Annotated in this window: 22 protein-coding genes and 1 pseudogene; 12 read left to right on the top strand and 11 right to left on the bottom strand. The window is 57.0% G+C overall.

The window, feature by feature from the left end; all coding sequences use genetic code 11:
* Positions 1-107: 107 nt before the first annotated feature.
* The 6 genes from RY113_RS06745 to RY113_RS06720 all read right to left on the bottom strand — a co-directional run bounded on the left by RY113_RS06745 (position 108) and on the right by RY113_RS06720 (position 10,800).
* Positions 108-947, bottom strand: a complete 840-nt coding sequence (locus tag RY113_RS06745; RefSeq protein ID WP_315913973.1) for a sugar phosphate isomerase/epimerase — start codon at positions 945-947, stop codon at positions 108-110.
* Between the two features lie 20 nt (positions 948-967).
* The gene (locus RY113_RS06740) at positions 968-1,954 is read right to left on the bottom strand and encodes a Ppx/GppA phosphatase family protein (protein WP_110105140.1); all 987 of its coding nucleotides are present in this window, start codon (positions 1,952-1,954) and stop codon (positions 968-970) included.
* Between the two features lie 103 nt (positions 1,955-2,057).
* The gene (locus RY113_RS06735; RefSeq protein ID WP_315913972.1) at positions 2,058-5,576 is read right to left on the bottom strand and encodes a family 20 glycosylhydrolase; all 3,519 of its coding nucleotides are present in this window, start codon (positions 5,574-5,576) and stop codon (positions 2,058-2,060) included.
* A gap of 298 nt (positions 5,577-5,874) precedes the next feature.
* Positions 5,875-8,652, bottom strand: coding sequence for a type I DNA topoisomerase (gene topA, locus RY113_RS06730; protein WP_315913971.1), 2,778 nt, complete (start codon positions 8,650-8,652; stop codon positions 5,875-5,877).
* Positions 8,653-8,787: 135 nt separating this feature from the next.
* Complete coding sequence (locus RY113_RS06725; RefSeq protein ID WP_315913970.1) at positions 8,788-8,946, bottom strand: hypothetical protein; 159 nt, start codon at positions 8,944-8,946, stop codon at positions 8,788-8,790.
* Positions 8,947-9,165: 219 nt separating this feature from the next.
* Positions 9,166-10,800 carry a methyltransferase gene (locus RY113_RS06720; protein WP_315913969.1) on the bottom strand — a complete coding sequence of 545 codons (1,635 nt, stop codon included), beginning with the start codon at positions 10,798-10,800 and terminating at the stop codon, positions 9,166-9,168.
* A gap of 55 nt (positions 10,801-10,855) precedes the next feature.
* On the opposite strand from RY113_RS06720, the gene RY113_RS06715 reads away from it, so the two are divergent.
* Positions 10,856-11,173 carry a YrhK family protein gene (locus RY113_RS06715; RefSeq protein ID WP_110105144.1) on the top strand — a complete coding sequence of 106 codons (318 nt, stop codon included), beginning with the start codon at positions 10,856-10,858 and terminating at the stop codon, positions 11,171-11,173.
* Positions 11,174-11,237: 64 nt separating this feature from the next.
* Here the strand turns inward: RY113_RS06715 and RY113_RS06710 are convergent, their stop codons facing one another.
* Positions 11,238-11,798, bottom strand: coding sequence for a YetF domain-containing protein (locus RY113_RS06710; protein ID WP_315913968.1), 561 nt, complete (start codon positions 11,796-11,798; stop codon positions 11,238-11,240).
* A gap of 41 nt (positions 11,799-11,839) precedes the next feature.
* Positions 11,840-12,733, bottom strand: coding sequence for a rhodanese-related sulfurtransferase (locus RY113_RS06705; protein WP_110105146.1), 894 nt, complete (start codon positions 12,731-12,733; stop codon positions 11,840-11,842).
* Between the two features lie 77 nt (positions 12,734-12,810).
* On the opposite strand from RY113_RS06705, the gene RY113_RS06700 reads away from it, so the two are divergent.
* On the top strand, positions 12,811-13,527 hold the full coding sequence (locus tag RY113_RS06700; RefSeq protein WP_315913967.1) for a GNAT family N-acetyltransferase: 717 nt from the start codon (positions 12,811-12,813) through the stop codon (positions 13,525-13,527).
* A gap of 95 nt (positions 13,528-13,622) precedes the next feature.
* Entirely contained in the window at positions 13,623-15,953 is a 2,331-nt protein-coding gene (locus tag RY113_RS06695) for a DEAD/DEAH box helicase (protein ID WP_315913966.1), read from the top strand.
* 77 nt (positions 15,954-16,030) lie between these two features.
* Here RY113_RS06695 and RY113_RS06690 read toward each other — a convergent pair whose 3' ends face one another.
* The 3 genes and pseudogenes from RY113_RS06690 to RY113_RS06680 form a co-directional block, all read right to left on the bottom strand.
* Positions 16,031-16,411, bottom strand: a complete 381-nt coding sequence (locus RY113_RS06690; RefSeq protein WP_315913965.1) for an Rv3654c family TadE-like protein — start codon at positions 16,409-16,411, stop codon at positions 16,031-16,033.
* A gap of 2 nt (positions 16,412-16,413) precedes the next feature.
* A complete protein-coding gene (locus RY113_RS06685; RefSeq protein WP_315914119.1) occupies positions 16,414-17,010 on the bottom strand; it encodes a TadE family type IV pilus minor pilin in 597 nt (198 codons plus the stop codon).
* A 57-nt stretch (positions 17,011-17,067) separates the two neighbouring features.
* Positions 17,068-17,193: pseudogene (locus tag RY113_RS06680) on the bottom strand (DUF4244 domain-containing protein); the annotation flags it as partial.
* A gap of 511 nt (positions 17,194-17,704) precedes the next feature.
* Between RY113_RS06680 and RY113_RS06675 the strand changes: the two are divergent.
* From RY113_RS06675 to RY113_RS06635, 9 genes are all read left to right on the top strand, one after another.
* Positions 17,705-19,234: a replication initiator gene (locus RY113_RS06675; protein WP_315913964.1), complete on the top strand. Its 1,530-nt coding sequence runs from the start codon at positions 17,705-17,707 to the stop codon at positions 19,232-19,234.
* 326 nt (positions 19,235-19,560) lie between these two features.
* The gene (locus RY113_RS06670) at positions 19,561-19,833 is read left to right on the top strand and encodes a hypothetical protein (protein WP_315913963.1); all 273 of its coding nucleotides are present in this window, start codon (positions 19,561-19,563) and stop codon (positions 19,831-19,833) included.
* 425 nt (positions 19,834-20,258) lie between these two features.
* A complete protein-coding gene (locus RY113_RS06665) occupies positions 20,259-20,717 on the top strand; it encodes a hypothetical protein (RefSeq protein ID WP_315913962.1) in 459 nt (152 codons plus the stop codon).
* A gap of 89 nt (positions 20,718-20,806) precedes the next feature.
* The gene (locus RY113_RS06660) at positions 20,807-21,040 is read left to right on the top strand and encodes a hypothetical protein (protein WP_315913961.1); all 234 of its coding nucleotides are present in this window, start codon (positions 20,807-20,809) and stop codon (positions 21,038-21,040) included.
* Between the two features lie 100 nt (positions 21,041-21,140).
* Positions 21,141-21,578 carry a hypothetical protein gene (locus RY113_RS06655; RefSeq protein ID WP_315913960.1) on the top strand — a complete coding sequence of 146 codons (438 nt, stop codon included), beginning with the start codon at positions 21,141-21,143 and terminating at the stop codon, positions 21,576-21,578.
* Between the two features lie 5 nt (positions 21,579-21,583).
* Positions 21,584-22,096: a hypothetical protein gene (locus RY113_RS06650; RefSeq protein ID WP_315913959.1), complete on the top strand. Its 513-nt coding sequence runs from the start codon at positions 21,584-21,586 to the stop codon at positions 22,094-22,096.
* Positions 22,086-22,250 carry a hypothetical protein gene (locus RY113_RS06645; protein ID WP_315913958.1) on the top strand — a complete coding sequence of 55 codons (165 nt, stop codon included), beginning with the start codon at positions 22,086-22,088 and terminating at the stop codon, positions 22,248-22,250. Before RY113_RS06650 ends, RY113_RS06645 begins: the two co-directional genes overlap by 11 nt.
* Positions 22,222-23,829 carry an FtsK/SpoIIIE domain-containing protein gene (locus tag RY113_RS06640; RefSeq protein ID WP_315913957.1) on the top strand — a complete coding sequence of 536 codons (1,608 nt, stop codon included), beginning with the start codon at positions 22,222-22,224 and terminating at the stop codon, positions 23,827-23,829. Before RY113_RS06645 ends, RY113_RS06640 begins: the two co-directional genes overlap by 29 nt.
* Positions 23,819-24,478 (top strand): hypothetical protein, encoded by a 660-nt coding sequence (locus tag RY113_RS06635; protein ID WP_315913956.1) that lies wholly within the window; start codon positions 23,819-23,821, stop codon positions 24,476-24,478. Before RY113_RS06640 ends, RY113_RS06635 begins: the two co-directional genes overlap by 11 nt.
* Positions 24,479-24,680: the final 202 nt, after the last annotated feature.

The following is a 24,680-nucleotide window of genomic DNA, read 5'->3' as shown; positions in this document are numbered from 1 at the left end:
TTAAACGTCTCTTGGCCCCGACAAGCGAGAGCCCCAGCGCGGTCAACGCACGGTACCGCCAACGCACCGAGCCCACGGTGCCGCGGGCCCGCTAGGCCGCGGGCCCGCTAGGGCGCTGTCTGACCCAAATGCACTCGCGCAAATTCAAGGGTCTCGGCCAGCCATTCCTCGCGCTGCCCGGCGCCCTTGGCCTTGCGAGTGGAAACTTCGGCGACCACCGCGCCGTCGAACCCGTTATGGGCAATGTGCTGGAGCACCTCAACGCACTCCTGCGTGCCGCGTCCCGGAACCAGGTGCTGGTCCTTTGTCGACGGGGAAATCCCGTCGGTGAGGTGGACGTGGCGCAGCCGGCTACCGAGGGCCCGCACGGCGTCCAAGCTCGAAGCGTCGGCCGTGGCAGCATGCGAAAAGTCCCAGGTAACGTCCTGGTAGTCCATGCGCACCGGATCCCAATGCGGCAGATAAGCCAATGCCTCGCGTCCGCGGACACGCCACGGGTACATGTTTTCCACTGCGATGCGTACTCCAAAAGCGTCAGCAATATCGCGTACACCCTGGGCAAAAGTTTCGGCGTAACCGTTCTGCCAGCGGAACGGCGGATGCACCACCACTACCTCGGCTCCCACATCCACCGCCATCTGGGCTGAGCGCTGTACCTTGTTCCAGGCACTGCCCCAAACCTGCTGCGTCAACAAGAGCGTAGGCGCATGGATCGCCAAAATGGGTTGCTCATACCGTTCGGCCAGCCGGTTCAGTGCGGATGAATCCTGGCTGTCACCGTTGTGTGTCACGAGCACCTCGACGCCGTCGTACCCCAAATCCGCCGCCACCGCAAAACCGTCATGCACCGAAAGTGGATACACAGATGCCGTGGAAAGTGCCACGGGAATGTGCCGCCGTGGAGCCTTGGGAACATCGGCGCCGTGATTAGGGCTGGTTGAATCCATAGGTCCTGACATCCTTTCTACTACTTAGTATCCGAATTTCTCAGCTTAGCAACATGTGCAGGCGGGTCCAGCGGGCCATCAAAGACCAACTGGTCAAGGCGCCGCAGAATCAAACCTTCGCGCAGCGCCCAGGGACTGATTTGCATGCTCGTCACATTGAACATTTCAAGGGCGCTCTGTGCCACGAGCGCCCCGGCCAGCACCTGTTGTGCCCGTGCGGATGAGACACCCGGCAAGAACAATCTGTCCGCCGAGGACATCGCTGAGAGCCGTTGGGACCACAAGCCAAGATCGCTCAGATGAAGTTCCCGGCGCACATAGGGCCCCATGGACGACGGCGCAGCGCCCGTTATGCGTGCCAGCGCACGGAATGTTTTGGAAGAGCCCGTCACGATGTTCGGGACACCGAGCTTCTTGGTTTCCGCGATAGGTTCCTTGAGCGTCGATTTGATGTGCTTGCGCAGTTCCTTGATGCTTTTGGCCGTGGGCGGGTCCTCAGCCAACCATTCCCGGGTCAGCCGCCCGGCACCCAACGGCACCGAATGGGCCAGAGCCGGCAGCTCGTTCTCGCCCTGGGAGATCTCAAAGGAACCACCGCCTATGTCAAGGTTCAAAATGGTGCCCGCACCCCAGCCGAGCCACCGACGCACGGCAAAGAACGTCATCGCAGACTCCTCTTCGCCGGTCAGTTCGGTCAGGCGGACGGTGGTCTCATGCTGGACCCTGGCCAGTACGGCCGCACCATTGGTGGATTCACGGATGGCGGAGGTGCAGAACGCCAACAGATCCTTTGCCTTGTGCTTGGCAGCAAATTCCCACGCCTCAAGGATGAACTCAATCAGCTCATGTTGGCCCTCGTCGCTGATGTTTCCTTCATCATCAAGGTACTTCACCAAGCTCAACGGGCGCTTGTGGGAGGCGTAGGGCACGGGGTTTGCCCCGGGGCGCGCATCAACAAGCAGCAGGTGGACTGTATTTGACCCAATGTCGAGTACGCCTAATCTCATAAGCCCATTATTGTCCCTCGGAACCCATTCCATGCAGAAGGCCGCCCGGTGGCGAAGCGTATTGCCTCGCTTCGCCACCAGAGGGCCTCGTTTGAGCAGTTAGCTACTTGTGCTGACCTGCGCGGCGGCGGTTTCCAAGGACCATGCCGGCGCCCATCAACGCCATCAACAGTGCACCGACCCAAAGGGCACTGGTGTTTGCCCCGGTGTTAGCCAGATCGCTGTTGCCTTGCTCGGTGGTCGAGGTGGGCAAAACAGTAAAGACGGCTTCAACCACACGATGCGAGTGTTCACCACTGAGGATCACGGTGTGCTCGCCCACTGCGAAGTTGGCAGGCACATTCCAGAGGAACGAAACGTTTCCATTGGCATCTGCCACGGTTGTGCCAAGGTCTACCGGCTCACTGTGAACAACGCCGGAGACTGGCTCGCCAGGCTGGAACCCGGAACCTGTGAACGTCAGGGCTTGACCCTGGCGAACATCCTTAGCAACGACCTCGGCCGTCGGCGTGGTCATAGCAACCGTTGTAGCCGTCGCGGGCGCCGTCGTTACCGGCGCAGTCGTCGCAGGAGCCGAGGTTACCGGCGCCGTCGTCGCAGGAGCCGAGGTTACCGGCGCCGTCGTCGCAGGAGCCGAGGTTACCGGCGCCGTCGTCGCAGGAGCCGAGGTTACCGGCGCCGTCGTCGCAGGAGCCGAGGTTACCGGTGCCGTCGTCGCAGGAGCCGTCGTCGCGGGCGCCGTTGTTGCCGGATCGGTTGTGGCCGGGGCAGTCGTTACGGGCGCCGTTGTTGCCGGATCAGTTGTTGCCGGGGCAGTCGTCGCAGGGACCGTCGGAACTAGGGCTGAGTCCACTGAATCAACGGTCAACTCTGCCAACGTAGTCCAGGGATTACCTGCCTGCTCCGACAATGCTTTCAGAGTCAGGAACTGTCCCACGGCAGGAGAATCTAGCGCGACACTCTGCATCGTGGCTACGTTGGGGAAGGTTCCTTGGGCAACCTTGGTACCCAAGGAATCAGCACTGTTGCTGACGTAAATTTCGTAGTCCTTGATACGGCCATTAACCGCACTTGAACTCGTTCCTTGACGTGGCAGCGCATTGACGGCACAGATGCTCATCTCCTTGCCCAGATCCACCTTAATGGTGTGTGGCAGCGGGGCGTTGGAGGGCGACCACGCGGTTCCCCAGAACGTATTGGGATCACCGTCAATGGCATTGGACCCCGGGGTGATTTCCCCACCGCCGTTGTTGAAGCTGTCAACAACCGCAGCAACAGGGCGTACAGGAACTGCGGAGCAAGTCAGCAATCCTGTGGTGCTCGACGAACTGATCTTAGACTCGGCACCCACTGTGTAAGCGGTCGAGGAGGAAAGGGTGAAGTTCCCATAGGGTGTTCCAGCGCCGGGAGTTACGGTGAATTTTGCTGTCTTTTCTGCTCCTGCGCTCAATTCTCCGACAGTGATGGATGCTGGTGAGAGCGCCCAGCCGGCTGGAACAGTAGGGGTAACCACAGCACCTGTAACCGTGCTGACTGTACGGTTCTCAACCTTGACGGTGATGGAAACAGGCGTGCCAGCAACAACCCTGGCCGGGCCCGTCACGCTAGTGGAGAGGTCTCCAGCCAGCGCGAAGACACTCGGAGCCAGTACATCCGCAGCTTGTTGTGTCAACGCTCCCGAAGCATTCACGCTCAGAGGCATCTGGGTGATGGCGTTGCGAATCATGTAGCCGCCATCAACTTTGAGAACTTCCCATTTCTGGAGGTTGTTCACGCGGCGGTCTGTTGTGGTGCATGTGGAAAGCGAAGGTGCCAAGTCTTGATCCATGGGTGCTTGTAGCCACAAAGTGCCACCAGCCATGGCCAAGCACTGTCCATTCTCAGCTGTTATTTTGTAGTAGTTGTCAGTGGTGGCAGCAAGAGTCCAGATGCTGTTGGCGGCTGTTGAAACAGTGACCCCAGCGGCCGCAGCATTGATTGACTTATTAGCTGTGGAGATGGTGTACCCGCCATTGCCAAGGGGTGTGCGGTTGTAGCTGTTGTACCCGGGGGCCCGCCCAAGCTTGTTGGTCAAGGTGGTGAACTGGGCGAAGTCAGCCGTGGGTTTGGGGCTACCCCACGTTGCTTGGGCAAGGAAACGCATGGTCGCGAACATCTGTTCCTCAACCATTGCCTCGGTGGCTGCGGGTGTGTCATCGGGCCATGCTGAGAGCTTCGCTCCGATGATTTTGCCCTTGCCGGGCACATCAGTGGCGGTTCGTCCGCCGTCGAACTTCTCCGGCGTCCAACCCGTGTTCCATAGGTTGGCCAGGTTCACGTTATAGGCGCCAGGTCGGTTGAAGTACAGCCCCTGCATGGAGTTCTGCACGTTGTGGCCTGAATCCAGCAATGCCTGAGGCGTGGGGCCGGAGTTAACCCAGTGCTCAACCACAATGTCAGTATCCAGCTTGACAACACTGGAGGCTGGCACGCCGTCGTTCCAAATACGCAGCGTCTTGCCGTTGGCCTTGACGTGGGCATTGACCTGGTTCATGAACCAGATGAACACATCGCCGGGGCCGGAACCGGCTGGGAACTTGTCCGGGTTCGCAGCGACAAAGGCAGCAAACTGTGAGTAGTTGCTGTAGCTGTCACTGATCATGTATTCGTCACCGCCCATATGCCAGTAGGGCGAATCCGGGAACGCCGCGGCGTATTCGTCAGCCAGAGTCGTGACCATTTCCAAGGCCTCGGGCTTGCTGATGTCCAGCTGATTTTCCTTCTTAACACCAGCGTTGTTAACTAACTGCAACTCAGGGTACTTGTAGAGCCAAGGACGCATGTGACCGGGAGAGTTAACTTCCAGAATCAAATTGATGTGATATTTTTTTGCCCATGCGCTGATCTGGGCGGCTTCAGCCTTGGTGTAGTAGGACCAGAAATTGGCGTTGGGGTAGGCATCCGATTTCAGCTTCGTTTCCAACCACAGCTGGTTAAGCTTGTTGTACGCCATATCCTTCATGGTGCGCTCTAGAGATTCCATAGAGATTTTCAACTGGCATGCGCACAAGCCGACGCCGCGCTCTTGGTACCGCGGGAAGTCAATGGAGCTTCCCTTGTTGACGGCATTGCCCTGAGTCATCAATTGCAGGATGGTCTGGGCTCCGTAGAAGGCACCTGTGGTGGTTGCTCCGGTGACCTTGAGCGTTTCACCGACCACAAGCTCGTAGCCTTCCTCGCCCAGCGCGGCACTGCGGGAAGTATCTACGGCAACTTCGATATCTCCTGCTATGGCACCGGTAGCTGCAGTGCCCACGGTGCGATCAAGAATCGAGGAGAGTTCAGTGGCAAGTTCGCCTCTAAGCGGCGCATCAGCACCGATCACTTTGGCGCCGTCACCTAAGGTGAATGCGCCGGTGGCTGCTGTCCATGTCTTCAGTCCGGGGACGGTCGCGGGTGCACCCACGGGAGTCACAGGAACTGAACCCGAAGGTGCATTAACGGCAAGAACCGCAGGGGCAAGCGCAGGCGCCACGGCAGCATTTGCCCCTGGAAGTACGACGGCGGTGGAGGCCAGGGTCAGCGTGGCCGCGGCCAGAGCCGCAACAATCGCGTTTCTGCCCTTGCGATGGCGAAGTTTCATTTTTCCCCGTGGAAGCTGGATGTGTCAGGTGGATACGAGCGCCTGCGGCTGCAACGAACCACCATGGATCGTGATAGGCAGCACACAAGAGAGCTACCTGCACGATGATACAGATCACATTCCCATCGAGCTTTATGTTACGCATACCATCGACGGGTTTCAGCCTGCTCAACCCCCGCCACCAGCGTAGGAAGCTGCTTATAAAAGGCTTCAGGGTATGGAAAAGCCCCGCCTGGGCGGGGCTTTTCCATACCCTGAATGGGCTCTTGAAATTTTTTTACTTGTTAGTACTTCTCGGCTACTTCTTGGCAGGTGCCTTCTTCTTAGCCGGGGCCTTGGCTGCGGGCTTCTTGGCAGGCGCCTTCGCAGTCCGTTTAACGGGACCTCGCTCACGCTTGTCGGCCAGAAGCTCGACGGCGGTTTCCCGAGTCAGCTGTTCAACTTCGGTTCCGCGGGGCACCGTGATGTTAGTAACGCCGTCAGTGATGTAGGGGCCAAAGCGGCCCTCCTTCACCACAATGTTCTTGCCTGAAACGGGGTCTTCACCAAACTCTGCCAAGGGCGGCACCGCGGCGCGCGCGCCTCGCTGCTTGGGCTGGGAGTATATCTCCAACGCCGCTTCCAACGTGATGGTAAAGATCTCTTCCTCGGAGCCGATGGAGCGCGAGTCCGAACCCTTCTTCAGATACGGGCCAAAGCGGCCGTTCTGCACAGTGATTTCGTTGCCCTCAGCGTCTGCACCCAAGACTCGCGGCAGGCTCATGATCGCCAAAGCTTCATCCAGCGTGACGGTTTCCACGCTCATGGCTTTGAAAATTGAACCGGTCCGCGGCTTGACCTTAACGGGCTTCTTCGGCGGCTTCGGCTTGCCGTTCTTGTAGTACTCCACCGGCTGGTTGGCGATTTGCTCTTCTGTCATTTCCGGAATGACTTCGGTGACATACGGACCGTAACGCCCGTTTTTGGCCACCACTGTGTTGCCGGAAACGGGATCCGCTCCCAGAACACGTTCCTCAGGGGCGGCAGTGTCCATGAGTTCTTGCGCCTTTTCGGGCGTGAGCTCATCCGGAGCCAGATCCTCGGGCACATTGGCGCGGGCCGCCTCAATAATTTCACCGGTTTTGGCATCCACCGTGGGGACGGTGGATTCCAGGTACGGACCAAACTTACCCACACGCAACACCAAGGTGTCGGTGATGGGCATCGAGTTAATCTCGCGGGCGTCAATGTCGCCAAGGTTATTGACAATGTCCTGCAAACCGCGGTTGCCGTCATCACCAAAGTAGAAATGGGTCAGCCAGTCGGAGCCTTGCTCCTGACCGTTGGCGATCCTGTCCAAACCCTTTTCCATACCGGCAGTGAACTCGTAGTCCACGTAATCGGTGAAGTGCAGTTCCAGCAAGCGCACCACGGAGAACGCGATCCAGCTCGGCACCAGGGCGGAACCCTGCTTGCGAACATAACCACGGTCCATGATGGTGGACAAGGTAGAGGCGTAAGTGGACGGGCGGCCAATTCCGCGCTCTTCCATTTCCTTGGTCAGGGATGCTTCCGTAAAGCGCGGCGGAGGCGTGGTGTCATGGCCATTGGCCTGGACATCGGCGGCGCTCAGAGAGTCATTTTCCTTGACGTTGGGCAGGCGGCGGTCTGAATCATCGGAGGCGTTGCGGGACTCATCCCGGCCTTCCTCATACGCGGCCAGGAAACCGCGGAAAGTGATGACAGTACCTGAAGCTGAGAACTCGGCATCCTGCCCATCAGCAGCGCCACCGGAGGCTTTGGCACCCAACTTGATGGTCGCCGTAGAGCCCTTGGCATCAGCCATCTGAGAAGCAACGGTGCGCTTCCAGATCAGCTCGTAGAGCTTGAACTCATCTCCTCGCAGGGCGCTGGCAACCTGAGCCGGGGTACGGAAAGAGTCACCGGCGGGACGGATGGCCTCGTGGGCTTCTTGGGCGTTGGCGCTCTTGCTGGCGTAAACACGCTTGGCGGCGGGCACGAATTCGGGGCCGTACAGCTCCGAAGCCTGCCGGCGGGCAGCGTTGACGGCCTCATCGCTCAGCGAAGAAGAATCCGTACGCATATACGTGATGTAACCATTTTCATACAGGCGCTGGGCTGTCGACATGGTCGATTTGGAGGAGAAGCGCAGCTTACGCCCCGCCTCCTGCTGCAGTGTGGAGGTAGTAAACGGCGGGGCCGGGCGGCGGGTGTACGGCTTGTGTTCCACCGAACGGACTGAAAATTCAACATCCTGCAACCCTGCCTCGAGGGCCTTGGCGGCTACCTCGTCTAGGTGTGCAACGTTCTTGCCGGTCAGCACGCCTTGATCACTAAAATCACGGCCCGAGGCAACACGTTTGCCACCGACCGCGGCCAGCTTGGCACTGAAAGACTCGCCGGTGTCAGTGGTACTGAAGGTTCCAGCCAGGTCCCAATAGTTGGCGGAGCGGAAGGCCATGCGTTCACGCTCACGCTCAACCACCATGCGGGTCACCACTGACTGCACGCGGCCGGCGGAAAGCTTCGGGGCCACCTTGCGCCACAGCACTGGGGAAAGCTCGTAGCCGAACAGGCGGTCAACTACTCGGCGGGTTTCCTGCGCATCAACAAGGTCTGTATCAAGTTCACGCAGGTTTCCCAGGGCGCGCTGGAGCGATTCCTTGGTGATTTCGGCAAAGGTCATCCGATGCACGGGCACCTTGGGCTTGAGTACCTCGAGCAGGTGCCACGCAATAGCTTCGCCTTCGCGATCCCCATCAGTTGCGAGGTAAAGTTCATCGGCGTCCTTGAGCTGCGCCTTGAGCTCGGCCACCTTCTTCTTCTTATCTGAAGAGATGACGTAGTACGGCTTGAAGTCGTTTTCAAGGTCCACTGCGAACTTGCCGATCGAGGACTTCTTCAGCTCTGCGGGCAGCTCGGAAGGCTGCGGCAGGTCGCGAATGTGCCCGATCGAGGCCTCAACAACGAACCCCTCGCCCAAGTACTTGGCGATGGTCTTGCTTTTGGCAGGGGACTCTACAATAACGAGCTTTTTGCCGGTCTTGGGCTTGCTGGCTGCTGCCTTGCTGGGCACGGTACTCCTACAGGGAATGAATGGTGGACGAACGGTGTCCCCTGAGCTAGTTCACCATATTTTTACTGTGAACGCGTACTGCCGGGGAAATTTGGCTTGCCGGAGCAACCGTTGGGAAGGCGGCGGTACCGGGTTTTATTCGTTTTTATTAACAAGGAAAATGGTCTTGCTGATGGGCAGCTCAGATAAGGCCTTAGGGAGCGCGTGGCGCGAGCCGAGGACCGCAATCTCCGGGTCAAATCCCACGTATTTTGGCTCTTCGGCAACTTCTTCGTCGTTGCGGATCAAGGCCATGGGAGAACCGCTTCCCCGTGCCGTGGACGCTTCGCAGAATCTCCCGCAGCGAACCTGTCCCGTCCAGATATGTCATTTGCACCACACGGTGGCTCCAGTCGGTAGTGCCAGTTGGTAGTGCCAGTCGGGTCAGCGCTACCGCCCCCCACATCCGCGCCCGGTAGACAGGGCGCGGATGTGGGGGGCTGTAGCGGATGTGAGGGGCGGGCGGGGAAAGTCTCAGGCCGGGAGCAAGAAGCCGTCGCGCACCAAGTTGCGTACGTCCCGTGCCAGGGATTGGGTGAATTCAGCGTCGTCACGTTCCATCAACACAGCCAAGGCGCCGATGATCTGCCCGGCGGTGAGGTCGCCGTCGCACGCGGAAACAAAGCCGGCCAGCTCGGTGCTGAGCAAGTTGGTGCGCCGCAATCCAGCGCCTTGGCGGAGGAGGATCACGCCGGGATGTTCTGCCCCGGGCTTCTGATGGCGTTCTTCCGTGACGTCCGAGGCCACTAAGAGGTATTCGAAGGTGAGGTCTGGATGCGCCTTGAGCCATTGTGCACGCTCCAAGGCGTCTGCCAGATGAGGGCCAACGGGTTGTTCGATGGGGTACAGAATTTCCTCGAAGCGAGGTTCATCAACGGTTTCTTGCGCCGTGGGACGGCGCAGCACAATGTAACCGAAGCCGATTCCGGCCACCTCGCGGGAGGCGAAATCGAGCAGGTAGTCCTCATAAGCGTTGGCATAGGCCACCTGGTCACGGCCCTGCGAGGCATCCTGGAGCCAGGTTTCGGCATAGCCGCCCGGGGACACCTGCTCGCGTTGAATGAACCACGCCTCAATTCCCGGTGCCAGCCATTGCGCGGGGCGGGTATGCCACAGCACGCTGGTGCCCGAGCCCGAGCTGGTGCTGTCCGCACTATGCTGGATTTCCCAGTTGCCCAACATCTGTGCCGTACCGCCGGTGGCCAGCACGGTGGGCAGTTCGCGCACCAGAGACTCCACGATGGCGTCCCCAGCCATGCCGCCGTCGCGGTACGTGAATTGCTCGCTGCTCTGTTCCCCTCGGTGACGGGGTGTGATGACGAACGGCGGATTGGAAACCACCAGATCAAAGCGCTCCCCCGCGACAGGTTCCAGCAGGCTGCCCAGGCGCAGGGACACGCGGGCGCCCGGGTTGGTTGGTTCAAGGTCAGCCTGTGTGAGGCCAAGAGCCTGTGCATTGAGAGCCAGATTGAAACGGGTGAAGGCCAGTGCACGCTCGGAGATGTCGGTGGCAACCACGGCTTTGGCATGGCTGAGCAGGTGGAACAGCTGAATGCCGCACCCGGTGCCCAAATCCAGCGCCCTCTCAACGGTGCGGCGCATGGTCCCTTGCGCCAGTGTCAGAGAGGCCTGCCCAATACCCAGCACGTGATCCTTGCGCAGCACGCCAGGACGCTGGTGTGCGCCGAGATCGCTGGCCACCCACAGGTTAGTCTCCGCTGTATCTTCCGTAGCTGCGGGCCAGCCGTAAGGGCGGAGGTCGACGGCGGCACGAACCATACCCGGGGTTCCGGCACCTTCCACGATGCCCATTTTCAGCAACGCTTCAACACCGGTTGATGGCAGTGCGCCGGCCAGCTCCGCGGCAGGGACGCTCTGGTCCACCAGCCACACCTTCACTAGTGTGGCCAGCGGCGAGGTGTTGGTGCGCAGCAGCAGTGCTGCCGGTACGGTTTGGTCTCTACCCAGCGCCTGGTTCGCGTCCTTGCCAAGGAGCTCCGCCACACCGTCGACCGTGTAATTGATGGCTGTCAGGTCGTGGGCCAATCCGGCAAGGATGTCAGGGTTATCACTTTGCGGGGCGTCGGGGATCGTGGCGAAATCAGTCATGGATCAAGCCTAACGAGTCTGCAACGCCCGTTGACCACCACGGTATGGTTTGCCCATGGATGCAAAATCTAGGCGAGACGGTGGGGGCGAATCTGAGCAGCCCTTGATTCTGCACCTGGGCCATGAGGAACTCATCATTCGCCAACGCTACGAAACAATCAGCATAGTCAACGACCTCTTGATAGGGCTGTGGTTTCTGGTGGGGAGTATTTTGTTCTTTTCACCGGCGTTAACCCATATGGGTACGTGGCTGTTTGTCCTGGGAAGTATAGAAATGCTCATCCGGCCGGCCATCCGCTTCACCCGGCGAGTGCATTTGGGCAGATACCATCCAAATGTCCCTGGTATTGGCGACGGCGGTCATGATTTTTAGCACCACGGTGAGGGCACCAGCTTTGATGGGACTCTAGCTCCGCGAGTAGCCATCAGTGGCTGGATCAGTCCTGTGGCTGGGCTAAGAAGGCTGCCGGGATTAGTTCCGCGCCCTTCACATTCGCCAAAAAACTTGGCTCGATGCCAATGCCTACCCGCAGAACGCTGATCTCACCCGTTGCTTCGAGGATTACGGCGGCGATCTCCGTGCGGCTGCGGATACCGGCCAAGCGTAGCCGTACGGTAATCTCCTGTTCGGAAACATGGGTGCGCCACAAGTTTGCTGGAACAATCTCGCTGCCAGCCATGAGTAGGTAGGCGCGATTGCTCACGACCGCCTCGGCTCGGGGAAAACGGCGCAACTGACCCGTGAGTGCCTGCAACGTCAATAAGGTAACCAAGCCCAAAGCACCAGCCAAAAGCGTGGGTGTGTAGCCCAGGATTGCCCGGCCAACAACGGCACCGAGCGCCACCGCCGCAGCGAGGTCCCAACTAGACAAGCTCGCCATGGTGCGTTGGCCCAAGAACCTAATCAATAACAAGACAAAAAGGTAGAGGGCAATCGCGGAGAGCACCACTCGGGCGGCGTCACCCCATGTCAGTCCATAATCGTTCCACATGGTCATTCCTTCCTCAGGAACTCCAGCTTAATCCGTGAACCCCAGGGCTATTCGGTGCAGCCTTGCGGGCATTGCAGTGTTGATGGGTTCGCGGCGCAGCTGGTGCAGTACAGGTTCAGGTTGCGGCAGCTGGGGTTGGAGCAGTTTTCGAACTTGTTACTGGGGTTGTTGCAGCGGATACAATGGCCAACTTCTTTGGCTTCCTCGCTGAATTCCATGTGCATGCGCTTGTCGAAGACGTAGAGAGAGCCCTCCCAGAGACCCTTGTCTTTGAAGGTTTCCCCATAGCGGACAATGCCGCCGTCCATTTGATAAACCTCTTTAAAACCGCGGTTGACCATGAGGGAGCTGAGCACTTCACAGCGGATACCGCCGGTGCAGTAGGTGACCACCGGCTTGTCTTTAAGATCGTCGTACTTGCCCGAGTCAAGTTCTTTAATGAAGTCGTGGGTCGTCTCGACGTCGGGCACAATGGCGTTCTTAAATTTGCCGATTTGCGCCTCGAAGGCGTTACGGCCGTCGAAGAATACAACTTCTTCACCCTTGGATTCCTTCTCGGCAACAAGTTCGTGAAGCTCTTGCGGCAACAGGTGCGTGCCACCGCCAACCACGCCATTTTCATCCACTTTGAGTTCACCGGGGGCACCGAAGCTGACAATCTCGTCCCGGGCCTTCACACTCAGGCGGGGAAAATCATCCCCCGTGCCGTCTGACCATTTGATGTCCATGTTCTTGAAGCCAGGGTATTCACGCGTGGTTTTGAGGTACTGCTTGACGTCCCTAATGTCACCGCCAACAGTTGCATTGATGCCATCTTTGGAGATGATGATGCGCCCCTTAAGGCTGAGCTTTTCGCACAGGGCACGCTGCCAGAGCTTGATCGCTTCTGGATCGCTAAGGGGAGTAAAGCCGTAAAAGAGCACAATTTTGTTCAAAGCCACGTATTAAAGCCTACTTTGTGCCACCAAATGGCTTCGCCTGCGCCCCTCCGGACTGTCCAAAGGGATAGGCTGAGCCCATGATCGTTGCCTCCACAGGGCTAGCTGACCAGAGCGCTGCATGGTTTGCCGGCTGGACTGCGCTAAGAAGCTACCCGAGTCGCTCCGGAACAGGGTATTTGGCCGCCTTGCGCCTCGATCGCAATAGCGGTTGGGAATACTTCACTACCAATCCCACCCCGTCCTCTTTTGCTAGCTTGGCTCAAGAAGTGAATGCTTCATCTCAACGTGCTTTGTGTGTGCTGGGCTCCGATGTGCACAAGTACGTAAAGATGGCGCACCAATCGGGGATGGGAATGCTCTCCGCCTCAGAGCAGCTCATGGTGTGCCATTTGGAGAATCAAGATAATCAGGACCCTTTTTTGGGCGACCCTGAGCTGTCCTTGGTGGTCAAGGCGATGGGCGGCAAGCATAGCTCTTCAGTCTGCGAGGAGCGTTTCTCTGTTGCGATTGTGCGCGGGCAAACTGTTCTGGCGGCGGGAAAGGTGGGCATCTACGGCGAATATGCCATCTTCGATCAGATTGAAACCCACACTCAGCACAGACGCCGCGGTTACGGCATGCTGCTCATGAAGGCCATGACTGCCAGAGCCCAGGCCCATCCAGTGACCACCGGGCTGTTGTTAGCCAGCACCGATGGACAACGGCTGTACTTCAAACTCGGCTGGCGCGCCATCAGCCCCGTCACCGTCTTGGTTCCCAAATCCCGCATCGAAGAGCTGACCCGCACCCACTGATAACCGCCTCCAGGAAGTAGTCCCGTGGAGATTGGCATAGCTGGAGCCTTGACAGCGAGACTTCAGCGGCACAATCCGGTGGCACAATGATGAAGGTGTCCATCAATGATTCCCTTATTCCGCTGCTCGGCGGGGGAAATGCCCCTGCCCAGCTGCAGCATGTTCGGAGAATTCCGGCCCGGCAAGCTGTGCACCGGCCGTGGCCGGATTGGGTTCACCCCGACATTGTCAGGGCTTATTCATTTCTGGGTGTTGACCAGCCTTGGCTGCATCAGGTGGAAGGCGCCACGAGTGCCTATGAAGGCCAGCACACCATAGTTGCCACGGGCACTGCGTCTGGTAAATCACTTGCTTATCAATTACCCGCTCTGGACGCTGTCCACCGGGCAGCCCTGCGGCTGGCGGAAAATCCCGGACTTTTAGAGGCCGACGGCGCCGTGGCCCTTTATCTGTCCCCCACCAAGGCGCTGGCAGCTGACCAGCTTGCCGCTCTAAACTCGCTCAACTTGCCCACCTTGCGGGCAGCCACCTACGACGGCGACACCGCCCCGGGCGATAGGCGCTGGATCCGCGATCACAGCAACTTCATCCTGTGCAATCCGGACATGCTGCATTTTGGTGTTTTGCCCAACCACACGTGGTGGGCGCGATTCTTCAAGCGGTTGAAATACGTCATCATCGATGAAGCGCATAGTTACCGCGGAGTTTTCGGTTCCCATGTTGCTCTCTTGTTACGGCGTTTAAGGAGGATCTGCGCCCATTACGGGTCTGATCCGGTTTTTATCGGCGCATCCGCCACCTCGGCTGACCCGGGCAGCTCGTTTGCGCGCCTGATAGGAGCCCCTGTCACAACTTTCGCGCAGGATAGCTCTCCTCACGGTGCCACCACAGTGGCATTGTGGGAACCGGAGTTGACGGAGTTTCCAGGCGAAAATGGTGCAAAAACAAGACGCACCGCCATCGCCGAAACGGCAGATTTGCTGGCGAATCTGGTCTCCGCCCATGTGCGCACCATTGCCTTCATCAAATCCCGCCGGGGCGCCGAAACCATCTCCACAGTAACCAAACGGCTCCTAGAAAACGTCGATGCCAGCCTTCCGCCACGTGTGGCGGCGTACCGTTCCGGCTATTTACCGGAGGAGCGCCGGGAACTGGAAAAGGCGCTCCGCGCAGGAGACTTACTGGGAATCTCCAGCACGTCAGCATTGGAATTGGGGATCGACATCTCCGGACTGGATGCGGTTCTTGTTGCTGGCTGGCCTGGGACTAAGGCCTCTTTTTTTCAACAAATTGGTCGCGCGGGGCGTGCAGGGCAGGACGCCCTGGCAGCTTTTGTGGCCAGCGATGACCCACTCGACACCTTTTTGGTCCATCACCCAGAGGCTATCTTTGACAGCGCCCTCGAAGCCACCGTGTTTGACCCTGCAAATCCCTACGTCCTGGGACCGCATCTGTGTGCCGCTGCGGCCGAGCTGCCCCTCACCCCTGACGACTTGGCCATTTTTGATGACAGCGCGCCGGCCGTGCTGGAGCAGCTGGTGGAGCAGGGATATTTGCGACGTCGCCCCGCTGGCTGGTTTTGGACCCACCCGCAGCGTGCGGCCGCCATGGTCAACCTGCGTGACGACGGTGGTGGCCCTATCAATATCATCGAAGCTGACACAGGCGCACTGCTGGGAACCATGGGCTCTCCCCAATCCCACTATCAAGCCCATACCGGAGCTGTGTACGTCCACCAAGGAACCAGCTACGTGGTGTTGGAACTCAATGAAGCCGACCATTGCGCTCTGGTGCGCCGCGGCACTCCCGACTTTTATACAACGGCCCGAGATGTCACCCAAATTGAGGTTGTTGAGTCAGTCAAGCACGAACTGTGGGGGCCAGTGGAAATGCATTTTGGTGCTGTGCAGGTCCGTACGCAGGTTGTTTCATTCCAACGCAAGGCCACCATCTCCAATGAGGTTCTTGGTGAGGAACCTCTAGAGCTGGAAGCCCGTGACCTCTTCACTAAGGCCGCGTGGTTCACCATGGACAACGCGACGCTTTTGGCTGGCGGGTTAGTGGAACCACAATTTCCTGGCGCCCTCCATGCCGCTGAGCATGCCGCCATTGGTTTACTCCCTCTCGTGGCCTCAAGCGACAGATGGGATGTTGGCGGAGTTTCCACAGCGCTTCATGCGGACACCGGCCAGCCCACCATTTTTGTCTATGACGGTCATCCGGGCGGCGCAGGTTTTGCCGAGCGCGGCTTCAACATGGCCCGAACTTGGCTTCGCGCCACCATGGAGGCCATTGAAGCCTGCGAGTGCCCCTCCGGCTGCCCCTCTTGTATTCAATCGCCCAAGTGCGGCAACAAGAACAATCCACTGGATAAACGGGGGGCCGTCATGCTCTTGAAGATCCTGCTGGACAACGCCCCCGGCTGATCTCACTATCCGCTGTTCACTTTCCACTGTTCACTTTCCAAAACGGCACCATGGCAGGCAGTCCGTGCATGTGCCGGTCAGGGTTTGGTGCCGCTCTCCAGAGGCCGGACTGTATCCGGTGGCGGGCCCGCTCTTGCCTGCCCCTGCGCAGGCCACGGCAAAGTTGTTCTAACAAGAACCTTCACCTGCACAGATCTGCTTTCCGGCATCTCAAGGCATTCCACAAGAGCCGCAGAATTGGCTGCTGCTATGTCTGCCGCAACCTGACAAGGTACCTCTGAACTCAGTCCCCTATAAGCATCTGCTGCGGCCAGGGCTGCCAGATCGGCGGCGGATGCGGCCTTCCCGGCTGCCACCGCGGCCGTTGCCAGCCCCATGAGTAGCGCCAGCAGAATGAGCACTGCGAGGGCAATCCCCGCACCCAGCATGGTGCCAGCTCCTCGCTCACTGCCGCCCATGGTCAACCACTCCCCCCATCCATTGCGAGCGCCTCACAACGCCCATCTCGCAGCGGACATTCTGGACTTCTAGCCCACCGCCATAAGGATGACTTGTGGACTGTTGAACCATCCATGAATAGAGCGGCACTCCCGTCAGCAGGATTTGAGCGCTTCTTTCGTTGGACAGGTGATGGCACAGCTGACTCGTCCTTTGCCGTGGCTTGTGCTGACTGAGTCCAAGGCACCAGCCCGGAGAGGACTCCACCTGCCCGGCCGGATACGGTGACCGTCCCATATCCTTCGGCGCGATCCACGGTAACTGTTACGCCTTCACCCGATACCCGTGAGGCAGCTTCTACCACTTGTCCGGGAGATTCTCCTCTAGCCAGTGCACGAGCACCTGCTCTGGCGCCTTCTTCCAAGCGCAATTGCAACAGGCTGGTGGAAAAACCCAGCAGCAGCAGTGCTAACAGCACCATGACAGCGGGCAGAACCACGGCAAGTTCGGCAGTAACCGAACCACGGGATCTTGGTCCGTGGCACCGACTAACAAGCGCTGGCACAGTGCCCGCCTGTTGCACAGTGCCCAACCCAGGCTCTTCCACGATGCACTCCATTCCGCTGTTCAAAGCCATCCGCTGAGACGGGCTTAGTGGCTGCCGAGGCAACCTTAGTTACATGCTCAACGCCGTGCGAATGATGTTCATCAAGAAACCGCGAACTTCATCGCTCTTGAGGATCACCACTAAAAGTCCAGCAAATCCCACGGCTGCCAATGTGGCGATGGCGTAGGCGGCTGTCTGATTACTTAGGCTAATTTTTCGTGTCGTATGGTTGTGTCAACAGAAAAGAGAACGGTAGCAAAGTTTCCCTCATAGGGGGGTGAGACGTTAAGATAACGACTAAGAAGTACCGCGTCGGCATTGCGTGGTTAATAAGCCGGGTTCGAATCCCGCCAAATTTGCGAAATCGCTCCGGCGGTGGATGAGGAAAAAGGGTAGCAGCGTCTTTGTATGACGTCGCGTAAATTCCCCTACAGGATGGGCGCAGAAGTGCGATTCCCTGTAGAGACCAGAGAAAGCCGTGAGTATTCCGGGTAGCCAAATTTTAGAGAACCTCTCAACTATTCAGTAGGTGACCGGAGACACCTCTTTTTTGAGAGTAGTCTCCGTTGCCCCCTAATTTTGATTATTTTGCCTACGTTGCGGCGTCTCGTGCCAAGCAGGGATTGCCGCCCCATCTGACCGGCGCCGAAGTTTTAGCGATTACCCCTGTACTGCAATCTGTGCCCCTGAAGTCTGAGGCCACCAAGTGAGCGCCACTGTTGAAGTCAAGTCTGACTCTGTAGTCCCAGTAGGCGAAAAGAAACTCCGTGACTTGACTGATCAAGAGCGCGCAGATTTTCTGGCGAGGGAGTGCCAACGTCCGATTCGCATGGACAAGCGTGTCGGTGTGGTGGCGAGGGCTGGTAAGGGCAAGAAGAAAGAAAAGACCTACGCGCTACTGAACTGCGGTTCCAATCGATCTGAAGAGTGCATGTATTGCGCAGAGCTCCACCGCAAGAATGCTCTGGCCGTGATCTTCAGTGGATTCAAGGATGAGAACGCCAGTCGAGCCAATGATTGCTACTTCGTTTATGCCACGTTCACATTGCCGAGCTTTGGATACGTGCACTATGAGAATAAGTTCCTTGTTCACGACGCCATCTTCAGAGGAGGTCAAAAAGAGGCGAAAATATGCCGATGCGGGAGATGGCATTTCGAGGGTGATGGAGTGGGTGGCGTGCCGCTGAACTCGGATAAATACCGGTACACGGCTCAGGCATTTGCGAATCATGAGATTGGGAGGACGTTTCACTACGCCCGCAAGTACTTGAACGACGTCATCGTTGGTCCGGGAAACCCTGCACTGGAATACGTCAAGGTTCTAGAGATGCAAAGGCGGGGAGCGGAACATATCCATGGTCTCTGGGCAATTCCCTCGGAATATGTGAAGAGCCTTGACTCGGATGAGAAGAAGGCAAGAGCAAAGCTACGAAAAATATTCATGAAAAGTGCTGCAGTGAAACACTCGACGGACAACTATGGCGCAGTGAGGTTTGGGACGATTGGAGAGTTTGAGGTGATCCCACCGATGCCAGAGAATCCAAACCCCAAGCAAGCGGCCGCCTTCAAGCGACCCCTCTTCCGCATACTTTCGTACATTTCGAAGTACCTAGGGAAAGGCGGTCAGGCCGAATCCTTGCGGTCTGATGCTTCGCCTAGCCAGCACGCCCACTATGCGGATTTGAAAAAAGCTGCCGCTGACCTGGGATACAAACCGAGGGTAGCCGCCAACTTAGGAAGCAATGGTCACCGCCTGAGTCGCAGCGCTAAATGGGGCCTGACAGCAACTGAGCTTCGACAGGGACGGATCGACTTTCGCAGGGAGGAGCAGGCGGAGAACCTGAAGATGACCATGGATGAATACGAGGCTCACGAGGAAAAGATCAGGAAGGCTGCACTGCCAGAAGACGGTGTATATGAGGACCATGTGACGGGCCAGATATTGGAAGTCGTGGACGGACAGGCCTATGACACAAGCAACGGGGAGCCGGTGACCGACTACAGGTACGTGCACATGAAATACCCGCAGACTCTCAACCAAGTGAAGCAGGTCCATGAGAAGGGCTACAGCGACCGTGACTGGCTAGGTGACAGCATCGCGGACAAGGTTGAACGTCTAGCCATGGGGCACCGCGCAGACGGCATCCAGGACCTTGAGGAGCTTGGAAAGGAACTAGACCAGTACGGCAATCGTCTCTTTCCAGGCCAGCCCCTTGAGAGCGGGATGAAGAGATAGGGGCAGGAGACGCAACCGAAACAAGGCGAGCTAGACCAAAGGCAAGACGAAAACAAGAAGGGGATAGGTGTGTCCAAAACCGGAGAACCCACCGGAGTAGTTACCCGGCGCGCAAGCGCCGTCCTGCGAAGCCCCAGGACACGGCCGAGCGGAGCGGAGGCCAGGGTCCCAGAGGGGGCAGGGAGCAGGGCTCTTGACTTGCTAAAGAAGTTCTTACCTAAAAATGGCGTGTGTGACCCAGCCCTGTTCTCCACGATCCCGGATTGACGGGGAATTTGAATATCCATGCACGTATATCAACTATCGATCAAATTGAGGAAATCATCATGAAGAATATCATTGAAGCCATGAATTCAGTCGCAGAGAAAGCCGTGGGCCTTCGACAGGATTATGAGTTGATTATCGAAGAGGTTGAATGGATAGATCATCTCATTGGTAAAATCGAGGTTGAACGTGCGCAGACCGGCAATGCAGATGCAAAGCATTTGGAACTCATTGAACTCAATCAGCGACGCAGTGTGGAGATTCAAGACCGAGAGTTGATCAAAAGCAATATTCGATTCGTAGATGCATTGTTTGCTGGAATCAATCTGAAGTGACTAATCAGTAAAAATAATGTCAACAAAAGGCGATGATCCAGCAGGTGGCCCTAACTGGCCTAGGCGAAGCCACGGCCAACCGCCCTTAGAAAAGGCCACCTGCTAATCTCGCCCCAAGGAGCTGCGCGGAGCGCTGATCCGACAGGAAAAGAGATCGTCTCGGATTCCCGCAGATATATGACTCAAACCCTGTCAGTGCCTCTCAGGTCTATTCAAAGTCATTGACGGACCGGATATCCCCTCAAAAGATTTGAACCCCCTGACGGGCATATATCGTTCATTTCATCTAAACGTGACCGTTATCTAATCGTTATCTAATAATGCTTGACAAAGATAGACAATGGTGATACATGGATATAAAGTAGAAAGTAATCCCGAAAAAATACGGAGATTGAAAATTCCACAAATAGAAACGAGCAATTCAAATGCCACTTCGTATTCACGTTTTGGATCTATCCGTTTACAAAGAAATCATTTTCGACAGTGTTGGTCAGAAAGAAGATCAGGACGGCGAGCTTCAATTCACCAAGGTTCGTGACGGCGAAGAAGGAACACCTCTTCCCAAATATCAGGTAAACCTGTTGTTTCGTGAGACCGACCGCAAGAACGAGAAGATGAATCCCATTTCGGTTGGAATTACGGGTGATGGCAAGACGGTCCCCGGTGCGGGTCTCACGTTTGGCGATCTGGTCACCCTGAAGAACCTACGCCCCGGTCACTTCCTCTCAGAGTCCGGCACTAAGGCGAAGATCATTGATTACTATCTCGCGGACAGCGTCAGTGCCGCAACACCCGTAGCTCCAGTAGCTCCTGTAGCTGCACCGGCAACGGCTCCCCGCACGGCTCCTACGACCGCACCGACTCGCAGCCGCGCCTCCGAGTAGTACCCGCCCCCAAACATGAGCGGCGCTGCTACTGCTGAAAAAGGCTGGCAGCGCCGTTCAATCCAAACCTTACTGAAAGCAGATAGACCTTGACCTCGACCCCAGTAGTTACAGCAGAACCTGAAGTGCTGATCCCCGGATCACAAAATGACGAATACGCACTCCTGAAGCTCACGGAACAGCAGGATTACTGGGTAGCGCGAGGCAATGACTTCAACCTCCGACTCGTCAGGCAGCAGATCGCAGATGTGAAGGAACGAATCAACCAAAGGAAGCGAGTCGTCCTCGCAGGAATCCTGGGTCTGGAAGTCCTCAACTTCTAGCGCAGTTATCCACAACTAAGAAAAACCACAGGCGGGGCTGTCGATCAATCGCGACTTGCCCCGCCTTTTGTATACCCAAACCCGCAGAAAGAAGACACAAATGAGCGTCAACGAAGCACTGATCGAGCAGATCGTCACCGAGAGCTTGGAGCTTGTCATCTACTCGGATGACCATGAATTCAATGTCCTGCCTGTCAACGAAAAGATCGCAGAGAAGGCGTTCCTGTCCTCTCAGGGTCGCGTCATGAATGAGGACGAGCAGACAGAGCTGAAGGCCGCGTTCCAAGCCCGAGCAGCCAAGGACAAGGACTGGCTCGACAATCAGGCCGTTGAATCTTGCGACCTACACATGGCGTTAATAATGACGGGCACGACGCTGACCGAAGGCGTGGAGAACTTTTCCGACACGGTCGAGGCTGAGGTCAAGGAAGCCATGCGAGCCAAAGGTATCTCCTGCGCCTACAAGCTAGAGTCCCACCTCCCCGCAGTAACCAAGCTTCGTATCTGGATCGACGCGGCACAGGAAATGGAGGCCTAAGAGCCATGGCACAGCGAGAGATCAAGCGTCCCCTCAGAAGCGTAATCGGCAGCGCAATCATGAACGGTTACGGCGGCGGCAAGAGCATAGCGAGAACCGTGACATTCAATGTCGATGAACACGCCCTCTATGAGGTCATGCAGGCGCATGCAGAACTGAACTCTTCCGAAGGCAACTTGTACAGCTCGGAGTTCAATACGGCATGTCACAGAGATTGGGTTGCCCGGACTGGACGAGGAATCAACGAGGGGGAGCGAGATTTCATGGTCCAGAAGCTCATGGAGAATCGCCGCTTGGGAACTCACGACGTCGAGATAGAGATGGTCATCGACTATATGGAGGATCACGAAGACCTGATCGAGCGCGACGACCCCACGTGCCGCCTAGCCGTCGATTTCGTGACTACGAAGGTAGCGACTCAGATTCTCCGTCAGTGCAGCCGTAGAGGGCACCAGAGGGCGCTCATGGAGGCTCAATCGATCTGGGAACGAAAGTTTGGTGATCCCGATGAGCAGTAACCCAAGTCTCGAGGTTTACAAAATGACCCGCGAGGAGATTGAGGAGCTAGCAGTCTCAGTCTTCGAGGATCGCTGCGAAGCCTTCTATGAGAGCCAGTTGCAGGATTATCTAAACCGTTCAGCCGATGAAGAAGGAGGTGCTGACTGTGCCTAAAGGACAGAATGCCCCATTCGTGAATTTTGGTAAGTTCAATCACTCGAATGCAGCACCCGATGCTACCCACGACGCCTTTGTATGGGACCTGAAGCGCAAGTTCTTACATGCACTCTGGCGCCTGACCAAGTTCTTAATCCGCAAGTGGTACTGGACGTTCCCAGCATCTATCCTGTGGAACCTTCTCAGGGCACCGGGTGACATCGGAGTCTTGTTCATGTTCCTTCTCGTGACGACGGGCTGCATGTATTACCGGTTCAAGTTGCGGAAGCCAAAAGTTGTCGTCGTCCTTACCGAAGATGAGCAAGCTATAAAGGACTACACAGAAAAGTGGTCCTACGTCGCTCGCAAGGCAGGACTGGCACAGGCACCGACGGCTGAGGGCATGGGAGCTTACAAGGCCTATGTACAGCTAGCGACTACGAACAACGCTGCAAAGCAGTTCAAGGATGCCGCATATGGTGCTGAGGATGATTCAATCGTTCCAGAACTGCTTAGCGTCGAGACAGCACCTCTGGGATATACCCATACTGTCCGTCTCCTTCCCGGTACAACTGTTGAGACCTTCTCTCGTCAAGCTGAGGTTCTCGCCGCTCTCTGGATGGTCGCCACCGTGCGAATCGCCGCAGGTAAACCGGGGTTCGTGCAAGTGACGCCCATAGTCAAGGACCCAATGGCGGGTATCGGGCCGTTCACCCTTGAGAATTACAAGGACTTTGACGCCACAGTTCACTCGGTTCAGATCGGCCTCCTTGAAGACGGCACCCCCTGGAACTTCCCCCTTGGAGTGCACTCAATCGTCGCGGGTAACTCAGGTGGCGGAAAGAGCGTTTGCTATCGAGCTCTGATCACACAGATGGCTACCGTCCCTGAGGCGGCTCTGGTGCTCGTCGATCTGAAGCGTGGCATTGAGGCTAAGCCGTTCAGGCCCCGTCTCTCTGCAACTGCTAAGGACATGGACACGGCATTGGAGGTACTCCGCGACGTGTGGGCTATCGCTGAATACCGCTTGGACTTCTTGGAAGAGCGCGGCTTTACGGACATGAAGGATTATGGGTTCAGCAAAGAAATGCCTCGCCTTGTAGTACTGATCGACGAATGTTCAGAGCTATTTGCCGTCGGGGAACCAGACCGAGAACTTGCCAAGCAGGGTAAGGAAGCAATCGCGCTGGTGTCGAAGATGCTCCGCCTCGTCCGCGCCGCTGGAATCACGATCATTATGGCGACTCAGAGGCCGAGTACAGAGGTAGTACCGTCTGGCATTCGAGAGTTGACCCAGAACAGGGCCGCATTTCGCATGATGAATTCGTCGGGGGCAATAATGGCGCTTGGAGAGCTGCCGGATAACTCCATCTCGCCGGTGGACATTACCGAGAACCAGAAAGGGCGCGCCGTTGTAACTGACGATCAAGGCCATTTCAGCTTCGGTCAGTGTCGATTCATTGACCCAGAGACCGCCAAAGCGATTGCCGAAGAGACCTCGCACCTGACCATCCCACTATCCGCATTACTACCCAAACCCGAAGTCCAAGAAGAGGACGACAACTACGTATACGAAGGAACCATCGATGAATATTAAGAAGCCCACCGACCGCACCCAAGGATTCCTTTATCTGATGGGAGCCGCCATTCTGGCGATAGGCATGATTATCGTCTCCATGACGAGCCTGAGCCCCACTGAAGCCCTGGCGACTCCTGAAGGCTCTAGCGCTCCCGTAGCTGCCTCAACGCCTCCTGAAGCTCCACAGGCGGCTCCTACTGAAGGTCCTTTGACAGACCTCGTAGTACAGCCGGTTTTGAAGAGAATTCCTATGATGACAGAGCTTGATATTGCTGAGGATGGAGGGCCTCTATATGGAACGACCTCCTTCAACGTGATGGATTTCGAGCTTCCGACTGGATGCAGCGTGACGGACGAGGGTAAGACCTATTCCACCTTGATTGCATTCCAGATATTCCCTGAAATACCAGTTGCAGACCCTGTGAGTTACGTCAGAGATTCGTCGCTCGTTCTGACAAATGTTCGTATGGTCGTCGATAATTTCGATTACTGGAATATGCCCAGCGTGTTGGGGGCGCACTTTGTAGCTGACGCAAGGCTCGTTCCAAAAGATGGAAAGGCATATCGGGAGTCGGATGTACCGCTTTATATGGATGCGAAAGATATTTACGTGGCATGGGGTTCAGGCAGGGGTAACGATCCGCTAGTTTCCTGCTCAATTATCTAACCGGAGTAGCGGCTTGGAATCATTCTTTCTGAGTCGCTACTTTCGTTATCTAAACGTTACTTAATTGGCTTGACTTCGAATAGCTATTTGATATATATGAGGATAGGCTCGTCGATAAGGGGAAATAAAAAGAAATAAATTAGGAGAACACAATGGGTAAGCAAATTTCCGGCTTCGTCGTAATTGTCTTAGCTCTCATTCT

Origin of the sequence: Arthrobacter sp. lap29 (assembly GCF_032458965.1) — a bacterium.
GTDB lineage: Bacteria > Actinomycetota > Actinomycetes > Actinomycetales > Micrococcaceae > Specibacter > Specibacter psychrochitiniphilus.
This window is presented reverse-complemented; position numbering and strand designations above follow the sequence as displayed.

Coding starts and splice junctions, on each gene's coding strand:
- RY113_RS06745 (WP_315913973.1), bottom strand. CDS start 947: ATGGATTCAACCAGCCCTAATCACGGCGCCGATGTTCCCAAGGCTCCA.
- RY113_RS06740 (WP_110105140.1), bottom strand. CDS start 1,954: ATGAGATTAGGCGTACTCGACATTGGGTCAAATACAGTCCACCTGCTG.
- RY113_RS06735 (WP_315913972.1), bottom strand. CDS start 5,576: ATGAAACTTCGCCATCGCAAGGGCAGAAACGCGATTGTTGCGGCTCTG.
- RY113_RS06725 (WP_315913970.1), bottom strand. CDS start 8,946: ATGGCCTTGATCCGCAACGACGAAGAAGTTGCCGAAGAGCCAAAATAC.
- RY113_RS06720 (WP_315913969.1), bottom strand. CDS start 10,800: ATGACTGATTTCGCCACGATCCCCGACGCCCCGCAAAGTGATAACCCT.
- RY113_RS06715 (WP_110105144.1), top strand. CDS start 10,856: ATGGATGCAAAATCTAGGCGAGACGGTGGGGGCGAATCTGAGCAGCCC.
- RY113_RS06710 (WP_315913968.1), bottom strand. CDS start 11,798: ATGACCATGTGGAACGATTATGGACTGACATGGGGTGACGCCGCCCGA.
- RY113_RS06700 (WP_315913967.1), top strand. CDS start 12,811: ATGATCGTTGCCTCCACAGGGCTAGCTGACCAGAGCGCTGCATGGTTT.
- RY113_RS06690 (WP_315913965.1), bottom strand. CDS start 16,411: ATGGGCGGCAGTGAGCGAGGAGCTGGCACCATGCTGGGTGCGGGGATT.
- RY113_RS06685 (WP_315914119.1), bottom strand. CDS start 17,010: ATGGAGTGCATCGTGGAAGAGCCTGGGTTGGGCACTGTGCAACAGGCG.
- RY113_RS06670 (WP_315913963.1), top strand. CDS start 19,561: ATGAAGAATATCATTGAAGCCATGAATTCAGTCGCAGAGAAAGCCGTG.
- RY113_RS06665 (WP_315913962.1), top strand. CDS start 20,259: ATGCCACTTCGTATTCACGTTTTGGATCTATCCGTTTACAAAGAAATC.
- RY113_RS06655 (WP_315913960.1), top strand. CDS start 21,141: ATGAGCGTCAACGAAGCACTGATCGAGCAGATCGTCACCGAGAGCTTG.
- RY113_RS06650 (WP_315913959.1), top strand. CDS start 21,584: ATGGCACAGCGAGAGATCAAGCGTCCCCTCAGAAGCGTAATCGGCAGC.
- RY113_RS06645 (WP_315913958.1), top strand. CDS start 22,086: ATGAGCAGTAACCCAAGTCTCGAGGTTTACAAAATGACCCGCGAGGAG.
- RY113_RS06640 (WP_315913957.1), top strand. CDS start 22,222: ATGAAGAAGGAGGTGCTGACTGTGCCTAAAGGACAGAATGCCCCATTC.
- RY113_RS06635 (WP_315913956.1), top strand. CDS start 23,819: ATGAATATTAAGAAGCCCACCGACCGCACCCAAGGATTCCTTTATCTG.